This is a genomic window from Colwellia polaris, assembly GCF_002104515.1.
GTDB lineage: Bacteria > Pseudomonadota > Gammaproteobacteria > Enterobacterales > Alteromonadaceae > Cognaticolwellia > Cognaticolwellia polaris.
In genome coordinates, this window is sequence record NZ_NBOE01000009.1 from 55,979 (window position 1) to 73,218 (window position 17,240).

The window sequence follows — 17,240 nt, forward strand, 5'->3', positions numbered from 1 at the left end:
GTATATAAATATTTTAAAGGTGAATCTTGGCTAACAGACTACCGCCATTAAACGCTATTAGGGCATTTGAGGCTTCAGCTCGCCAGCTAAGCTTCACTAAGGCAGCTGAAGAATTATTCGTCACTCAAGCCGCGATCAGTCATCAAATAAAAGCACTGGAAGACAATTTAGGCATAAAATTATTTATGCGTAAGAATAGGTCGCTTTTACTCACTGAAGAAGGCCAATCTTATTATCTCGATATTAAAGATGTTTTTAATGCCCTCCATGATGCCACTGAAAGGTTATTAGCTCGGGGTGAAAAAGGCGCTATTACTGTTAGCTTACAGCCAAGTTTTGCAATACAGTGGCTTGTACCTAGATTAAACACATTTAATTTATTGCATCCTGATATTGACGTGCGGATTAAAGCGGTTGATCAACCCGAGAACTCGTTAACTGAAGATGTAGATTTGGCTATATACTATGGCCGTGGTCGTTGGAAAGGCATACATGCTGAACAGTTGCATACCGAGTATTTGATCCCCGTTTGCTCGCCTTTATTACTTGATGGTAAAAAGCCATTAAACAGTATTGAAGATCTAGCAAATCATACCTTATTGCATGATACCTCCAGACGTGATTGGAAACGATGGTTTAAGCACGTTAATGTTAAAGGAGGGAATGTTAATCATGGCCCCATTTTTAGCCATTCTGCTATGGTACTTCAGGCTGCCATTCACGGGCAGGGCGTTGCACTTGCACATAGTGTACTAGCTAAGCCTGATATTGATAGTGGGCGACTGGTTTGTCCTTTTAAAGAAGTATTAATCAGTAAAAATTCATACTATATCGTTTGTCGAGAGCAACAGTTAGAACTAGGTAAAATAACGGCATTTAGAGAATGGGTATTACAAACTGTGGCTGATGAACAACCGGTAATTGATGAAGGACAATTGGTGTGAGTAATAATAACTTAAAGGTTAGCCCAAAAGGGTCTATAAACAGTGAAGCTACGATGAGTAGTATGTTTTTTGAAGTTGACAACGCGAAAGCTTTAGTTATTTTCGCCCATGGTGCTGGGGCTGATATGAACCATGAGTATATGGAAGTATTAACTCAGCTGATGAACGAACAGCGCCTCAATGTATTGTGTTTTAATTTTCCTTATATGGATAAACGAAAACTTGATGGCAAAAGGCGACCACCTGATAGAATGCCAGTATTGATCGATTGTTATCAGTCATTAATCACTCATGTAAAAACCGATTTGCCAATATTTATTGGTGGAAAATCTATGGGCGGCAGAGTAGCGGCAACGCTAGCAAATAATAAATCTTTTATGGGTATGCATAACATTAAAGGAGTGGTTTGTTTAGGTTATCCATTTCACCCAATAAAAAAGCCAGAAAAGTTACGTTTGTTACCGCTGCAAGAAAGCCAAATTCCTGTCTTGATACTGCAAGGTGACAGAGATGCCTTAGGCAGTAAAGCAGAAGTTAACAGCTATAAAATATCACCTCGTTGCCAAGTACATTTCTTTGATGATGGCGATCATGATTTAAAGCCTCGGGTTAAGTCGGGTAAAACCCTAGCACAACATCAACAAGCTGCAGTGAGTTTAGTAGGGAGTTTTATCGATGAAATTAACACTAGCTGCTAAACTACTGATGATATTTGTTGGTATCAGTGGCTGTTTTTCTGTATTATTCGGCGCTTGGTTAGCTCATGGTGGACAATCTCTACCTGTAGTGTCACAAGAACGACTCATGACAGCTTTAACGTATCAGTTTTTTCACACATTGGCGTTATGCTTAACCATTATCTTATACAAGCTTCATTCTATGGTTATATTATTGATTGCAGGTGGTTTATTTGCATTCGGTATCGTTTTTTTTAGTGGCAGTTTGTATATCAAAACTATATTCGAAGTGTTGAGTATTGGAAAACTGGCGCCATTTGGCGGCCTGTCATTTGCACTTGCATGGCTATTGGTCGGATTTGCAGGTACTAAAATGTTTGACCAAAAGTTAGGTAATTAATCAATATGACTGCAATAGTGCTCTATTGTCGCCCCGGATTTGAAAAAGAATGTGGCGCAGAAATTCAAGAAAAAGCTTCATGGAATGAAGTCTACGGTTACTTAGAACTGAGTAAGAACCAAGGCGTGGTTTATTTTCATCTTAATAACCCTGAAGAAGGCGAAGCCTTAATGGAGAAAATTCCATTACGTAGGCTTATTTTTGCTCGCCAGTGGTTCGTTACGGTGACTGATAAAATTGACTTGCCAGATTATAATCGCGTTGAAGCCATTGTAGAAGCTTTAGGCAAAGAATGGCAGTATGCTGATTTACGGATGGAAACCCCAGATACTAACGACGGTAAAGAACTGTCTAAATTCTGTCGTAAGTTAGCGGTTCCATTGCGACAAGCATTAAGAAAAGAAAAAATACTGACTGAAAAGGGTAATAAAGATGGCGCTGTTCTGCATGCGTTGTTTTTATCAGGCAAAGAAGTCATCTTCGGCTTTTCTTTAGCGCGTAATACTTCACCGCATGTTATGGGTATTCCACGTTTAAAATTTCCTAACGCTGCACCAAGTCGCTCAACGTTAAAACTAGACGAAGCCTTTCTATACTTCATTCCAAAAGATGAATGGGATATTCGTTTAACATCTGGCATGAATGCGGTTGATTTAGGTGCTGCACCTGGTGGTTGGACTTATCAATTAGTACGTCGTGGCATGATGGTTACATCAATTGATAACGGCCCTATGGCAGAGTCATTAATGGAAACGGGTCAAGTAAAGCATCGCACAATGGACGGCTTTAAATACTTACCACAAAAGAAAAACGTTTATTGGTTAGTGTGTGACATGATTGAAAAGCCTCAACGTGTTGCAAAGCTGATGAGTGAGTGGCTATTAAAAGGCTATTGCCAAGAAGCCATGTTTAACTTGAAACTGCCTATGAAAGGTCGTTATCAACAAGTTAATGAAGATTTGCAAACGATTAAAGATGCCTTTGCTCAATACAATGTTAAATATGAACTGTTCGCAAAACATTTATATTATGATCGTGAAGAAGTTACGGTTCATGCAAGGTTGCTTTCTGCTCCACCTACTGATTTATAAATAATCGATTGTTAACAGATACCAAAACGCCCTAAACTATTTTATAGTTTAGGGCGTTTTTATTTATGAATCATATCCTTAATAACTTGATTTATTGACTTATCTTTTAAATATTTAATTTAAGTATAACGCGAAGGCAAAAACCTCTGTTGTGCCTTTTAGCTTAAAAAAGCTTAATTCTCTGAGCATGTAACTGTTGTGATGAAAAACCTTTTGCAAACAGAAAAAGCAAAGCAAGTATAAAGATAACTCCTGTTTTAGGTTCGCTTACCGAAACAGCCATGGTTTGAGCTTGTATTGCGACATTTTGAAAAGCCAGTACTTCTCTACCTCCATTTGTTTTAGCGTTTAGCTCAAGGGTTAATAAACTCCCTGTTGCTAAAATGGATGAAGTGAATGTCGAAAATTCATTATTTAAGCGTATAGAATTAACCGTTAATGGATCGTTAAGCGTTATTGAATTACCAAGGTCTAAATTGTAATCCTGAAAAGTACTTTCATTTGTTACACCTTGGAATAAACTAATGAATGGATTATTGTCTATACTATAGCGCCATTCGAATCTATCATTGCTCTCAAAATCTCCCATTGCAGCTATATCAGTTAAAAATGTAATAGCTGATAAATTGACAATATTTATTTTCCAACTTGCTATAGCATCATTAGTTGGGTTATCTGAGTTGACAGTATCGACAATACCAAAAAATGGTTTATTGTTAGCGCTTTTTACTATGCCTAAATTATCAGAAGCATTAACCGTGCTTTGATCTAATAACGCCAGGGGGATATTGAGATCTACAGCTTGTTGGTATATTTGAAAACCATCTTGATTGCTACTAAAAGCATTACTGAAGTTATTGGTATAATTGATATTTGTTGATGTGTCAGGTGCTAATAAGTCATAACTTATTAATGACGCTTGGCTATTACCTACATGTAAAAACATAAGTAGTAAGACAAGAAGTTTTAAATTTAATCGGGTCATAACAAAGTCCTTTTGTTTCATTTTATAAAATATTTTGGCGCCAAGAAATATGCGTTTTAATCGATAAACGAGTAATTAACTGCATTACTATAACTACTTTCATCCTTGGAGCAGCTCAGTTTTAGTTGTTTTAAGCTTATATAGTACTAATGAGAAAACATAGGCTATAAAGCTTTACATAACCTGAACTCTGGATAATGAGTGCTTGAAACTCAAGTAAACCAAAAGCTTAGGTAATAAAGTAAATGCTATAGCCAGGTGAACATCACGAATAGATATCATCAATGCTTCATTTTATGCCATTTCCAAGGCAAAGCGTTTATGAATAGCGCGCTATTTATCGACGTTTTAACGCAGAAAATGGATTAAAAGGGAACATTGAGCAAGTGCTGCTTATCCAGAGTTCAGGTTACATAGTATAGTGGTGGTTTTAATAAATGCGAATTCAGGGAGGGGATTGAAAGTGATGTTGAAAATGATGTTGAAACTGATATTTAAAGTGAAGTTGAAAGTTTTAAGCGATTGTTGTTTACTGATATTCACTCTTCTTAAACGAATCTAACGTGTAGAAAATTTTGCATAAAAAACCAAGTCATAAGACTTGGTTTTAAAGGGGTCTACAAAACTAACGGTTAGTTTACAAGCGCTCTAAAACTGCTTGAGTAAAATCTGAAGTGCCATGTGTACCACCTAGATCTCGTGTAGTTCGGTCGCCAGATTCTATAACTTCTGTTATTGCCCGACGAATATTGTCAGCTTTTTCAGCCATGCCCAAGTACTCAAGCATTTGAATTGCCGCTAAAATTACAGAAGTTGGGTTAGCCAAGTTTTTACCTGCAATATCAGGTGCACTACCATGTACGGCTTCAAATATTGCACAATCTTTACCGATATTAGCACCAGGCGCCATACCTAAGCCACCAACTAAACCAGCACATAAATCTGATAATATATCACCAAAGAGGTTAGTCGTTACGATAACATCAAACTGCTCTGGGTTCATAACTAACTGCATACAACAGTTATCAACAATCATTTCTGATGATTCAATTTGTGGGTAACGAGCGGCTACTTCACGAGCAACTTTAAGGAATAAGCCTGAAGTAGATTTTAAGATATTTGCTTTATGAACAGCCGTTACTTTTTTACGACCTTCTTTAATCGCGGTTTCGTAGGCAAAAGTTACAATGCGCTCAGCGCCTTCACGTGTCACTAAGCTTCTTGCTTCAGCATAGTTACCATCATCTGAAAGTGTTTGTCCTAGGCCTGAGTACATACCTTCTGTATTTTCTCGGATAGTAATGATATCAATATTTTCATAACGGGCTTTAGTACCTTTAAATGACAATACAGGGCGCACATTGGCATAGAGTTGAAAATGTTTACGTAATGTAACGTTGATAGAGGTAAAACCATCACCAACAGGTGTTGTTAATGGGCCTTTAAGCGCTATTTTATTTTTTTCGATCAGAGCCAATGTAGATTCTGGCACTAGATCACCATGGTTTTCTAATGCTGTTAGGCCGGCGTCAGCATATTCATACTCAAAATTACAACCGGCTTTATCAAGCACTTTGATTGTTGCATCTATAATATCAGGGCCAATTCCGTCGCCTGGGATCACTGTTATGATTTGTTTTGCCATTTTTAAACTACCTTTTGAATATTACAGTTGTTAATTGATGTGAAGAGCGCGCTTTTGGTAAATATAAAGCAATTATAATCGGGTATATTTTATGCGACGCCAATTATATGGGTACACCATAGTTAACTAATGTATGTATAGTTAAGTTAGTTATGATGAACAAGTAATTATAGCAACTAATCCGAGCAGTTAGTAAATTTTAATCTTAAACTTTAGTCTTAATTTGCTTTTGTGTTGAACAAGTACCGGGCATAAGCGTGCATTGATTAAAATAGTGGCAAACACAAAACGTATCGTAATAAATTTATTCATCTAAAGTTAAGTTACACATGCTTTAATGCACATGCTTTAAGACACAGGTAGGCACTTAAAGAAAGCTTATAAATTAAAGCTTTGTATATGAGTAATTTTTTAATCTAGATTAAAGTGTTTTGAATTGTTCGTAAGCCGTTTTGCCAATAGCGGTTAAAATGCCATTAGTAAACAATAATGCGGTGCATTCATCTTGAGTAGTGATACCGTCAGATTTTACATGCTGTGTTCGGTAAAAGCTTACCTGATAACTTGTTTCATCTATTAATTTAGCTTCAGTGATATCAGGGCTACCTAATTGCTCGATAGCACTGTTAAAATTGAATTGTTTTAATTCAAGTTTAGCTATAAATTGTCTGTTATATGCTTCTCTATCTTCCCATTGCATTTTAGCTGGGCTGTCGTCATAAAAGTTCACAACCAGCGCTACAAATATACCGTATGCTATGAGTGCCATTAAGATCCTAGCAATAACTTTTTTATTCACTTATATTCCTTGAAACTATTTCAAACCGTATTTAATGTTGTTGAGTTATCCGATTAAATCGATATAACATTATGAGTGTTTAATGAATTTACTTTTGTTTAATCTATTTAATTGGTCTTTAGTTTTAAACCAGAGTTTATATTGTTAAATTGCGGAGAATCCAATACACAACAGCAGGTTGTGATGTTACCAGATTGTTAAGTACTGGCAAGTGCATTTTGGCCAGGAAGTCTAATATCTTTTAAATTAAAACCTAGTGGTATATCTATTTTTAAGGTTAGCAACTTACGGCTAAGAGATATTTGTTCATTATGTTGTGAAAGTTTCTCGCTGATATTTTTCTTTAAATCTGTTGCGTTAACTAAGCTTTTAACAGAGCCATATTTATTAAGAAGTTCAGAAGCTGTTACTTGCCCAATACCCGCAACGCCTGGTATTTTATTGGTGTTATCTCCCGTTAATGTCCATAGGTCCATTAGCTTATTTGGTTTTACGCTAAACTTGTTTAGTACATATGACTCGTCTAAATATCGTCGATTAAAATAGTCATATACCTTAATATTAGGATTCAGCAGGGATAAAAAGCACTTATCAGTAGATACAATGGTTACATTTTGGCCGCGTAATGCCACTTTAATCGCTAAAGTGGCAATTAAGTCGTCTGCTTCATCAGTTTCTGACACTAATGAGTCAACAAAGTGTTTCATAAAACGGTCTTGAATATCCGCTAACTTATCAGCCAAATGCTCGGGCATTTTTTTTCGGCCTTTTTTATAGTCCGGGTAAATATCATACCGCCAACATGGAGCTTGTGAGTCAAAAACAGCCAGTGCGTGCGTAGGTTGAAGTTGTTCTACTATGTTTCTTAAGGCCTGCTCACATGCTTTTTCGGTGTTAAATAAAACTTGCTGCTTGGTATTTTCTGCTAATTCATTGTTTAACAAAAAAGGTCGTTCTTGTACGGCGTAAATTCTTCGGATCAAATTTAACGCATCTATTAAAACTAAATGTACACTCATCAAATTAACCTTCAATAACAGTATAACAAGGTATGTATTTGCTGCCAGGAAGCTTCATTCTTTGTTGCTCAACGAAAGAGTTTAAAAGTGTATCCATTAACGCCATTATTTTATTGTCACCACTGATTTCAAAAGGACCTTTTTCACGTATTGCCTTAATACCACTTGCTTTAACATTTCCTGCTACTATACCAGAAAAAGCCCGGCGCAAATGAGCAGCCAAAGACTCAATACTTTGCTCAAAATGAAGGTTTAATGAAGACATATTTTCATGATTTGGTTCAAAGGGTTGTTGAAATTCAGCTTCGATAACCAATGACCAATTAAAATGATAAGAGTCGCCCGTAAGTTTTCTTTGTGCAACTACATCTTCAGTCGTTGCTTTTAGGGTTTTGGCTACTTGTTCGGGGTCGTCAATAATAATTTTATAAAGTTGTTGGGCAGACTCGCCTAAAGTAGCAGCAATAAATGTGTCAAGCTGCTGAAAATATTCAGCACTCTCTATTGGACCCGTTAAAATAATAGGTAGCTTCTGAGATTTATTTTTGGGGTGCAGCATAATACCCAAGATATAAAGCAATTCTTCTGCTGTACCTGCGCCGCCAGGAAAAATAATAATACCATGAGACATACGCACAAAAGCTTCAAGGCGTTTTTCAATATCAGGCATAATCACCAATTCATTTACGATAGGGTTTGGTGGCTCAGCAGCAATAATACTAGGCTCAGTTAAGCCTAAATAACGGCCAGTCGTAATTCGTTGTTTTGCGTGGCCAAATGTTGCACCTTTCATTGGGCCTTTCATTGCACCTGGCCCACAACCTGTACAAATATTAAAACCGCGTAAGCCAAGTTGATAACCTACTTTTTTGGTGTATTTATATTCAGTACTGTTAATTGAATGACCACCCCAACAAGTAATTAAATTAGGAGAGCTATCAGGAATAATGGCATTTGCATTACGCAACATATCAAAAATTATATTTGTTGGGTTATCGGTTGCTTTAGTGTTAGCGGTGTAACAGTCGCCAATAAACAAAATATCGCGCAGGACCACAGAAAGGTGTTCTTGAATACCTTTAATAATTACACCATCTACAAAGGCGTGCTTTGGCGGGTTATCTAAAGCTAATTTAACCCCACGCTCACGGCGTAATACTTGTATTTGAAAATCTTGAAATTGTTGGTATATATCTTCAGCGTTATCGGTATGACTGCCAGCATTAAGCACTGCAAGCGAACAATTACGAAAAAGATTGTAGAGTTCACTTGTTGCTGATTGTTGTAAGTGATCAACTTCTGCTTGCGACAGTAAATTCATTTTACCTACGGGATTAATTTGAGTGTGCATAATTCTACTTCCTCGTTATTTTACCCGTAAACAACTTTGTTTTTACCTTCATTTTTTGCTCGGTATAGGGCGGTATCAGCGCGTTCGAAAGCGGAGTGCACAATATCTTCTCTTTGAACTAAAGTGACACCAATTGATAGCGTGATATTGACCCGAGTTCCTTTGAAAGTGAAAGGTAAACTCGCTACTTTCTTACGTAACATATTGAGACGATTCATTACCGTGATTTTATCAACATTTTTAAAGATTAAAACAAACTCTTCACCACCATAGCGGCAGATAAAAACATCTATACCCATGACTTTTGTAAGAGTTTCAGCAATAACTTGTAAGGATTTATCGCCCGCAGTATGGCCGAAAGTATCATTAATACGTTTAAAATCATCTAAGTCAATAACAGCAATAGCGAGGTCAAATTGTTTGTGGTGAAATCGAACCAATTCTTTTGCAAAAAACTCATCAAATGATGCTCTATTAGCTAATTTAGTTAAAGCATCTTGAAAGCTTTTAGCTTGAACTTCTTGTATACGTTTTTCAAAAACTTTACTTTGCTGCTCTAGTTTTTCAACCTTTGCTGACATGCTTTTAAGTTGTTCATTCAATGCTATATTTTGGCTATCTTCTAATTCAGCTTTGGTTTGTAACGTTTTAGCTATGTGCTGAATTTTATCATTCACATCAACTTTTATTTCATATAATGAACCTGCATCGTTAATGCCGATACTAACTTCTTTGATTGTTTCAGTCAGTTCTTGATTTATTTTAGCATGTTGCTCATTCGATTCAGTTGATGTTGCAATCGTTGCGGTTACTGAAACTTGAACAGAAGTGAGTGTATCGCTAAGTGTTGATAAAAAGACTTTAGCTCGACTGCGCTCCTGCTCTAAGTCTTCAATCATAAAATCAAACACATTAAGACATTCAGTCATTAAATTTTGATTCGAAATTTGACCGTGCAAGCTCAATTTTATTTTATTGATATTAGCGTTGTGCTTTTTAGAAATAATTAAGGTATTTAAAATTGAATTAAAGCGGCCTAATAATTCTTTTGGCGCTTTTTCTTGCTCAGCATTATTATTTTCTGTTGTAATTTCACTTTCAACAGCATTAATTTTATCTATTGTGACGTGTTTACTGGTGTGAGCAGATTTCGGCTGTTCAGGCGTTAATCTAATTTGCCCAACTATGATGCTCTCATAGAAAGCGATAAACTCACTCATTAATGGAATGTATTGAATGAGTGAGGCGTGACTTTCTTCAGCCTTAGTTATTAATGTTTGTAGCTGACGACGACTTTCTTTTGGGAAACTTTTCAGTTTTTGAAGGCCAGTACCCGAACTATTAAGTTGCTCATGTATTTCTATTCTACTTTTATCGTTTTTTAAAGAGTGCTGTCGCAGTAGTGTCGAAATAACTTTTATATCATTTTCGAGTTCGGTGAAACTCGTCGCTGTTTTTAAAGTCGTTCTTAATTTAGCTAATTTGTTATCTAGCAGAATGTCTGTGCCTTTACAGGCCTGAGATAGTTTACCAATAAAACCGGTGAGTAGGGCTGATTGTGCACTATATTCGTTTTCTAATTCAGTGCGAGCGTTTATAGCAGATTTAAGTCGTGATTTTAAGTCTTTGATATTTTTATCTGCGACTGAGTTTTCGCTCATATTAATCTTCCCTAAAATGCAACATCATGGAAAAGTAGCAAAGTTAATGCTAATTAAAATATAGCTTTAACAAGAAATATAAAGCTTAATTTTCAGTATATATTAATAATAAACATTCCAGTATAAAAAGCCAGTATTTGTAGGTAACTAATGAGTGTTAGTCTAAATAACCTGAACACTGGATAAGCAGTACTTGCTCAATCCTCCCTTTTAAGCCATTACCTGCGTTAAAACGTCGATAAATAGCCCGCTATTCATAAACGTTTTGCCTTGGAAATTGCATAAAATGAAGCATTGATGGTGTAAATTCGTGATGTTTACCTTGCTATAGCATTTACTTTACCACCTAAGCTTTTGATTCACTTGAGTATCAAGCACTCATTATCCAGAGTTCAGGTTAAATAAGCAACACTCATTCAGTTTCTTGTTGAGTTTATTGTCTTAACGTTCTTAAAGAAGGTGCGTTTTTTTTTTCTGTTGAACGAAAAGGGTTTATATCTAAACCGCCTCTGCGCGTATATCGAGCAAATACAGTAAGGCTTTCAACCTGACAATAAAGTTGAATATCACAAAATATACGCTCAACACATTGTTCATGAAATTCATTATGTTGTCGAAACGAAATTAAGTATTTTAATAACGCAGCATGACAAATTTGTTTGCCACTATAGGTAATATAAATACTTGCCCAGTCAGGCTGATTGGTGATCAAACAATTTGATTTTAATAAATGACAAACTAAATATTCTGTTACTTCTTCTGCGTTCTCCTTTAATGCATTTTCTAATAGCTCAGGGGCTAATTGATATTGATTTATTTCAATATCAAGGTCGTCTATGCAAACCGCATTTTCGACAGGTATTTGCAGAGCAGGGCAGTTATTAACGCTAAAGAGTTTTACTTTTGCATTAGCGCCAGCGGTAGCCGACAAATCTTCAATTAAGGCCGATTCTACAGACTGCCATGATGAAAACTTAGTTTGATTAAAACTATTTAAATAAAGTTTAAATGATTTTGATTCAACAATGTTTGGGCTAGTACAAGGAAAAGTAAACTCAGCAACAGCAACAACAGGTTTGCCTTTATCATTTAACCAAGAAAGCTCGTAACCATACCAAACATCTTCTCCATTAAAAGGAATATTCTCTGCTGTTAAACCTAAACTATCTCTATTCAGACTTCTTGGAACAGCTTGGAGTAATGCAGGAGAATATTGGCTACAATAATCGGTTACTTTACCAAGGGTTAATTTATTGAGTTCTTTTGCGTTTGTATAAGTGCTCATTGTTGAGTATTTTCTTCTCTGGTTGTTACAATACTGATAAAATTTTCTTTATTTTATAGGAATTAGTCGTTAGATGAAAATATCAAATTACTCGCTTAAAGAACTTGTGTGGCATTTTTCACAAGATTACTTACAAGCTTATGAAAATAGGTTTACACATTTACCTATAACACACATGGTTGAAGACTGGCCGTCGCCGTGTGAACAAGGGATTAAAGAAGAAGAGTTTTCATTGTGGTGTCCAATCAAAGTTAATGAAAACTTAACCTTTGAAAATGTTGAAACAGCATTGGAAATTACCCTTCATGAAGATATTAAACAGTACTTTACTACTATGTTTAGTGATAGCTTAGACGCAAGTTGCGCAGAGGGCGACTTGTCTTTGTTGTTTGCTTGGAGCGCTAAAGATTTCGCGCGTTTACAAGAAAATATTATCGGTCATATTTTAATGAAAACTAAACTAAAACAAAAGCTAACCATTTTTTTTGCTACCACAGATGACGATGATCATATTATCTCTTTAGATAATGACACCGGTGAAATATGGGTGGAAAAAGTCGGTTGTGAGCCTCATAAAAAAATAGCTGAAAATTTGATGGAATTTGTGACACAGCTTACGCCAAGGATCCCACCACAAGCTATGGAAGATAACTAATTAATGGCTGAAAATAGCATTGTTATTGAATTTAAAACAATGCATATCTTTCCTTTTTTAGTCATCTTACTTAGCTTATTTATTAATTAAAGCTTTTACCTGTATTTTTAGTTCAGCTATTTCTTGTTGTAATGGTGCTATAGCCTCAGCGATAAGTTTGTTAAGTTCTTTATGATCACGACCACTTTCAATGTTTGGATTAGCTTCTTCATTTTTATCCGTAGTTTTTATAAAATCAGGATCGTGATGCCAGTTTTTTAAAGCGGCAATAATTTTAGGTAAAGGAGTGGGTTGGCTAAGGTGTCCTTTTATCAATGCGACACTAGGCACTTTCCCTTCATTGGCAAGTTTGTTAGCTATGATGGAAATTTCATCAAATATAGTCATTAAGCTTAACTCATGTGTTAAAGAGACAATATTTTAGCGAATATTACTAACTGTGTCTTGCTTTGTTTTGAGTTTTATTATTAAACTCTATTTTTATCAATTAGTTATAGAAGTGGTTTGGCATTTGCAAATAAGTTTTTAACACTATTACTTTTGATGAGAGAAGAACAAATGAAAAAATCGTTATTAGCATTACTTATAATCGCACCACTATCGATGAGCTTAACGGGTTGTGTTATCGCTGTTGGTGGCGAAGATGGTCATTCTATGTCGGGAGACTTTGATGATAGAGAGTTTAAAAATAGAAAAAAAATTGCTGATCTGCAACTAAACACGACATTTTCTGATGTTTCCCGTGTCATGGGCGTTGCTGATTTTAATGAGTCTTATTTGGATGATGGAAAAACAATAAAAGTAGTTTATTACCGCACTCAACGTTTACACAAAGATGGCTTAACTACTAAAGATGAATGTACCAAGTTAGTTTTTGTAGACAACAATTTAACGGCAATAGAGCAAGGGCTTTAATTTAACCAGAAAATTAGCTAATTTACTTTATAGAAAGGGCGATATCGTTTATTGATATCGCCCTTTTTTACTTACCATTGAAGGTTAATTTTCTCGTTTACTTTTACTTCGATGTGAACTGTTATTGCGACTTCTTTGTTTATTTTCAAAAGAGCGCTTGCTGATAGTTTTTTCACTTTTTGCACTGTGTCTTGGTTGATAAGTTTTCTTCGTTGTTGAGATCGGTTTAGCGTAATTTTTCTCTGAACTTTTACGATGACTTATTACCTTTTCACTTTGTCGACTTTTAACTTGCTTATGGCTACTTTTTACTGCTTGATGTTTGCTAGCATAATACTTCTTTGATGACTTAGCAGACTCTACTTTTCTTACTTTTTTAACCTGTTTGCTATCAACTTTAGATTTGTGCCAATTTTTTCCTGCATAAGGTTGATGTTTAATTGACGCATTTTTTTTGTCTACTTTAATCGCACGGTTTACCTGTAGTTTTTGTTTGATTTTGTCACTTCTACCAGTGTTATATTCAGGCTTATATTTGTTATTAACTTGTTTAGTAATATGTTTATTTTTATTAAACAAATGTTTTTGATTGGCTCGCACGGCTTTGTGATGTTGCACACTTGGCGTTAGGCTACGATATTTTTTCTGTAATTTCGTACTACGATAAGCCACACCTTTCCTATGGCGTGGATTATGTTGCCAACGCTTTGCCTGATAACTTGTTGAAACTTTTTTCTTACTATGACGTTTGTAATAGCGAGATTTATGATGGTTAACCACTACATGTCGATTGTGCCAATGCACAGCTCCAAAAAATAGACCAACGCTCAGGTGAACAGGGTTATGCCAGTAATAATGACCATGATGCGATACATAATGAACGGGTTGATGCCAATATATTGGTGGGTAATGTCTCCAACGCCAATCTCCGTAAACAAGCCTAGTATCATAATAAGGTACATAAATTACATCGGGCTGGCTTGATTCAATAATAATTGTTTTAGTTTCACGAACCACATTAACGTTATTCATGTTTTTCAGGTTGCCGGCTTGGTCTGCTTGTTGACGTAATGCTTGCACACTAACTAGTACTTGCGCTTCATCTTGTAGAAAAGCATCGCCTAAGTTGCTCATCCAGCGTAAATCTTCACTTAATTTTTTAAGAATATTATGAAAAGGTAGAAGCGCTTTAACGCTAGCATCCCAATCTTTACTCTCTGCCGCATCTGCAATATTTTCAGGGCTTAATTGTGAGTTTTTACTTAACCAACGCTCAGCGTCCACAACTTCTATAGGATAAGTTGAAGCAATTAGAATGTGGCTAAGTAAAGCGTCTGGATATAATGCAATTGGAGCAAGCATTTGTTCAATTTCGGCTTCAGTAAAACGGTTTACGTTTTCTGTAAGCGTTTGCTCAACATTTGTTAGTACCGGGCTAGCCGTGTTATTCGCTACGCTTGGTGCTGAAAAGAGCAAGGCGCTTGATAGTGATATAAGTAAACAGTTCAGTGACTTGCTAAGTTTAGCTTTTTGCATGTTACTTCTCCTAAACATCTATTGATGAAAGCCCCTGGGTAAAATAGCGAGTTTTAGCAAGCCATTAAGGAGACTTTTTAAGTTATGCATACAATATTACTCCCTGTAAACTGAACGTTAGCTGAACAAACGAGCAAAGCCTAAAATTAAATTACCTATAGCGGGAAGTTTAACGTAAATTTTGCCCCTTTAAGCTGTTCAGATGATGCTATCAGCATGGTACCTTGGTAACTTTTTACTAAATCTCTTACTATGGCTAAGCCAATACCATGGCCGTGCTGGTAAGTATCAGCACGAGTTCCACGTTGTAATATATCGTCTCTAAGTGCTGGTGCTATGCCTCTGCCGTCATCTTCAATAACCATAGTTAAGTTATTGCTACTAAGTTTTATTTCAAGTTGTATTTTTTCATGTGCGGCTTTACAAGCATTATCAAGTAGGTTTCCAAGTATCTCTAAAAGATCGGCCTCATCGCCTTTAAAATTAATGTTAGATGGAATGTTGACCGTGAAAATGAGTGATTTTTCTTGATATATTTTACTGAGACTATTAATTAATTTTTGCGCTGCGGGTGCTGCCGCTGTACCCAGATGCCAAGACGATTGCCCAGCACTTTGTGCTTTGCGAAGTTGATGCTCTATTATGACGTTAATAATATTGAGCTGCTCATGCGTTAATGCTGACAACTCTTTTTGAGTTTGCATTACGGCTAAGGGAGTTTTTAAGCTGTGAGCAAGATCAGAAAGGGCATTTCTGTATCGTAGTCGCTGTTGTTGCTCGGCACTTAATAACAGATTTAATTGTTCGGTAACTTGTGTTAATTCAGTTGGATAACTCCGCGTAAGACGTTGGCTATTGCCTTGTTCAACATCACTCAGTTCATTTCTTAAGTTCTCTAAGGGTTGTAAGGTCCATACTGACCAAAGATATTGAATTATCAATAGCACTAGCATTAAGCCAGCTAAGCCTAATAAAAGTTGATGATGAAACTCTGTCATCATCTGGGTTAAGCTGTTTTGTTGCTTTATTATATGCAAAGTCATTGGAAAAGGTTGTGATTCACTACCAAAACTAACACTTAAGCTGTAGAAAAAGTGTGTGTCGTTGTCAATTTCGGCTTCGTAAAAAAGGCTTTGTCCGAGTAATGGCTGTTTAAAGTTTTCCGGCTGCCATGGTGCAAGTAAAGATTGTGAACTCCAAAGTTTTCCTGTTACTTGTGCTCCATTTAGTGGTGAATTTTGTGTCAGTAATGTTGAGTTAGAAGTGAGTACGGCATATAAGCCTGATTGGCTTACGTTAAATTGGTTTTCTAATAATTGCTCGGGCATTACGAGGGTATTATTTTCGACTTCGATTATCGCTAAAATAGAATAAGAATAGGCTGAAAGCTCATTTTCTAAACTAGCCACCATATGTTTTTCATAAGCATTACTTATAATTAACCCGACAATGGGTAATAAAATAAAAATCATTAACAAGGCGCTAAATAGCACTCTTGTTTTTAGTGAGTTAAATGATTTTTTTAGCGAATTAAACAACTTAGCCTGCCTTTCTTTTTATATTTTAGAGAAGGAAATACACCAGTGAAAAAATTAATTTAAGTGAGATAAGTCTTTTAAAAGATAGCCTTGGCCACGTAATGTTTCGATAAACTGATATTGATTGTCGGGATCAAGTTTTTTTCTTAATCGGCGAATAAACACTTCAATAACATTAGAGTCCAAATCAAAGTCTTGATCATAAATATGCTCGGTTAGTTGTGTTTTTGATTTTACTTCCCCTAAATGATGCATCAGATATTCAAATAGTTTGTACTCATAACTGCTTAAAGATATTACATTTTTGTCTACGCTAACTTGCATACTTGCAGTGTTAATTGTAAAAGGACCATTTTCAATTAAAGGGCTAGCTTGTCCTGTGCTGCGACGTATTAGCGCATTTAGCCGTGCTAATAACTCTTCAATATGAAATGGTTTCGTTAAGTAGTCGTCTGCTCCGGCATCTAGTCCTGAGACTTTATCTTGCCAACTGCCACGCGCGGTAAGGATTAATATAGGATAAACAAAGCCTTGTTCACGTAAAGACTTTATAACGCTAACGCCGTCTAACTTAGGTAAACCTAAATCGATAATAGCGGCATCGTATGGAAACTCTTGTCCTTGAAATAAGCCTGACTCACCATCATTAGCCACGTCAACACTGTAGTTTGCAGTTATTAAATGTTCTTTTACATGTAGTTGCAGGGTTTCATCGTCTTCTATAAGTAATATTCTCATG

General features: G+C 36.0%; 17 protein-coding genes. 6 read left to right on the forward strand and 11 right to left on the reverse strand.

The annotated features are described in order from the left end of the window. Positions 1 to 26 precede the first annotated feature (26 nt). The 4 genes from B6A32_RS13875 to rlmM are packed head-to-tail and all read left to right on the forward strand — an operon-like array spanning position 27 to position 3,112. Positions 27 to 944, forward strand: coding sequence for a transcriptional regulator GcvA (locus tag B6A32_RS13875; protein ID WP_085305091.1), 918 nt, complete (start codon positions 27 to 29; stop codon positions 942 to 944). Continuing rightward, entirely contained in the window at positions 941 to 1,642 is a 702-nt protein-coding gene (locus B6A32_RS13880) for an alpha/beta family hydrolase (protein WP_233131426.1), read from the forward strand. The genes B6A32_RS13875 and B6A32_RS13880 overlap by 4 nt, the downstream gene beginning before the upstream one ends. Then, positions 1,620 to 2,021: a DUF423 domain-containing protein gene (locus B6A32_RS13885; RefSeq protein ID WP_085305093.1), complete on the forward strand. Its 402-nt coding sequence runs from the start codon at positions 1,620 to 1,622 to the stop codon at positions 2,019 to 2,021. Before B6A32_RS13880 ends, B6A32_RS13885 begins: the two co-directional genes overlap by 23 nt. Positions 2,022 to 2,026: 5 nt before the next feature. Then, on the forward strand, positions 2,027 to 3,112 hold the full coding sequence (gene rlmM / locus B6A32_RS13890; RefSeq protein ID WP_085305095.1) for a 23S rRNA (cytidine(2498)-2'-O)-methyltransferase RlmM: 1,086 nt from the start codon (positions 2,027 to 2,029) through the stop codon (positions 3,110 to 3,112). 163 nt (positions 3,113 to 3,275) lie between these two features. Here rlmM and B6A32_RS13895 read toward each other — a convergent pair whose 3' ends face one another. From B6A32_RS13895 to queF, 7 genes are all read right to left on the reverse strand, one after another. Then, entirely contained in the window at positions 3,276 to 4,118 is an 843-nt protein-coding gene (locus tag B6A32_RS13895) for a hypothetical protein (RefSeq protein WP_143327911.1), read from the reverse strand. Positions 4,119 to 4,734: 616 nt separating this feature from the next. Continuing rightward, a complete protein-coding gene (locus B6A32_RS13900) occupies positions 4,735 to 5,742 on the reverse strand; it encodes an isocitrate dehydrogenase (protein ID WP_085305099.1) in 1,008 nt (335 codons plus the stop codon). A 421-nt stretch (positions 5,743 to 6,163) separates the two neighbouring features. Continuing rightward, complete coding sequence (locus B6A32_RS13905) at positions 6,164 to 6,541, reverse strand: DUF3192 domain-containing protein (protein WP_085305101.1); 378 nt, start codon at positions 6,539 to 6,541, stop codon at positions 6,164 to 6,166. A 197-nt stretch (positions 6,542 to 6,738) separates the two neighbouring features. Further along, the gene (gene xni / locus B6A32_RS13910) at positions 6,739 to 7,560 is read right to left on the reverse strand and encodes a flap endonuclease Xni (RefSeq protein ID WP_085305103.1); all 822 of its coding nucleotides are present in this window, start codon (positions 7,558 to 7,560) and stop codon (positions 6,739 to 6,741) included. A gap of 4 nt (positions 7,561 to 7,564) precedes the next feature. Beyond that, complete coding sequence (ppnN, locus tag B6A32_RS13915; protein WP_085305106.1) at positions 7,565 to 8,911, reverse strand: nucleotide 5'-monophosphate nucleosidase PpnN; 1,347 nt, start codon at positions 8,909 to 8,911, stop codon at positions 7,565 to 7,567. A 20-nt stretch (positions 8,912 to 8,931) separates the two neighbouring features. Beyond that, positions 8,932 to 10,572 (reverse strand): GGDEF domain-containing protein, encoded by a 1,641-nt coding sequence (locus tag B6A32_RS13920; protein WP_085305108.1) that lies wholly within the window; start codon positions 10,570 to 10,572, stop codon positions 8,932 to 8,934. Positions 10,573 to 11,005: 433 nt separating this feature from the next. Further along, entirely contained in the window at positions 11,006 to 11,857 is an 852-nt protein-coding gene (gene queF / locus B6A32_RS13925; RefSeq protein ID WP_085305110.1) for an NADPH-dependent 7-cyano-7-deazaguanine reductase QueF, read from the reverse strand. 73 nt (positions 11,858 to 11,930) lie between these two features. Between queF and syd the strand changes: the two genes are divergently transcribed. Further along, complete coding sequence (gene syd, locus B6A32_RS13930) at positions 11,931 to 12,512, forward strand: SecY-interacting protein (RefSeq protein ID WP_085305112.1); 582 nt, start codon at positions 11,931 to 11,933, stop codon at positions 12,510 to 12,512. 75 nt (positions 12,513 to 12,587) lie between these two features. On the opposite strand, the gene B6A32_RS13935 is transcribed toward syd, so the two are convergent. After that, positions 12,588 to 12,899, reverse strand: a complete 312-nt coding sequence (locus B6A32_RS13935; RefSeq protein ID WP_085305114.1) for a hypothetical protein — start codon at positions 12,897 to 12,899, stop codon at positions 12,588 to 12,590. Positions 12,900 to 13,070: 171 nt separating this feature from the next. On the opposite strand from B6A32_RS13935, the gene B6A32_RS13940 reads away from it, so the two are divergent. Beyond that, positions 13,071 to 13,427: a DUF3192 domain-containing protein gene (locus B6A32_RS13940; RefSeq protein ID WP_085305280.1), complete on the forward strand. Its 357-nt coding sequence runs from the start codon at positions 13,071 to 13,073 to the stop codon at positions 13,425 to 13,427. An 84-nt stretch (positions 13,428 to 13,511) separates the two neighbouring features. Here B6A32_RS13940 and B6A32_RS13945 read toward each other — a convergent pair whose 3' ends face one another. The 3 genes from B6A32_RS13945 to B6A32_RS13955 all read right to left on the reverse strand — a co-directional run bounded on the left by B6A32_RS13945 (position 13,512) and on the right by B6A32_RS13955 (position 17,239). After that, complete coding sequence (locus B6A32_RS13945; protein WP_158088494.1) at positions 13,512 to 14,963, reverse strand: DUF3300 domain-containing protein; 1,452 nt, start codon at positions 14,961 to 14,963, stop codon at positions 13,512 to 13,514. A gap of 155 nt (positions 14,964 to 15,118) precedes the next feature. Beyond that, positions 15,119 to 16,435 (reverse strand): ATP-binding protein, encoded by a 1,317-nt coding sequence (locus B6A32_RS13950; RefSeq protein WP_085305282.1) that lies wholly within the window; start codon positions 16,433 to 16,435, stop codon positions 15,119 to 15,121. Positions 16,436 to 16,555: 120 nt separating this feature from the next. After that, positions 16,556 to 17,239, reverse strand: coding sequence for a response regulator transcription factor (locus B6A32_RS13955; protein WP_085305118.1), 684 nt, complete (start codon positions 17,237 to 17,239; stop codon positions 16,556 to 16,558). Position 17,240 lies beyond the last annotated feature (1 nt).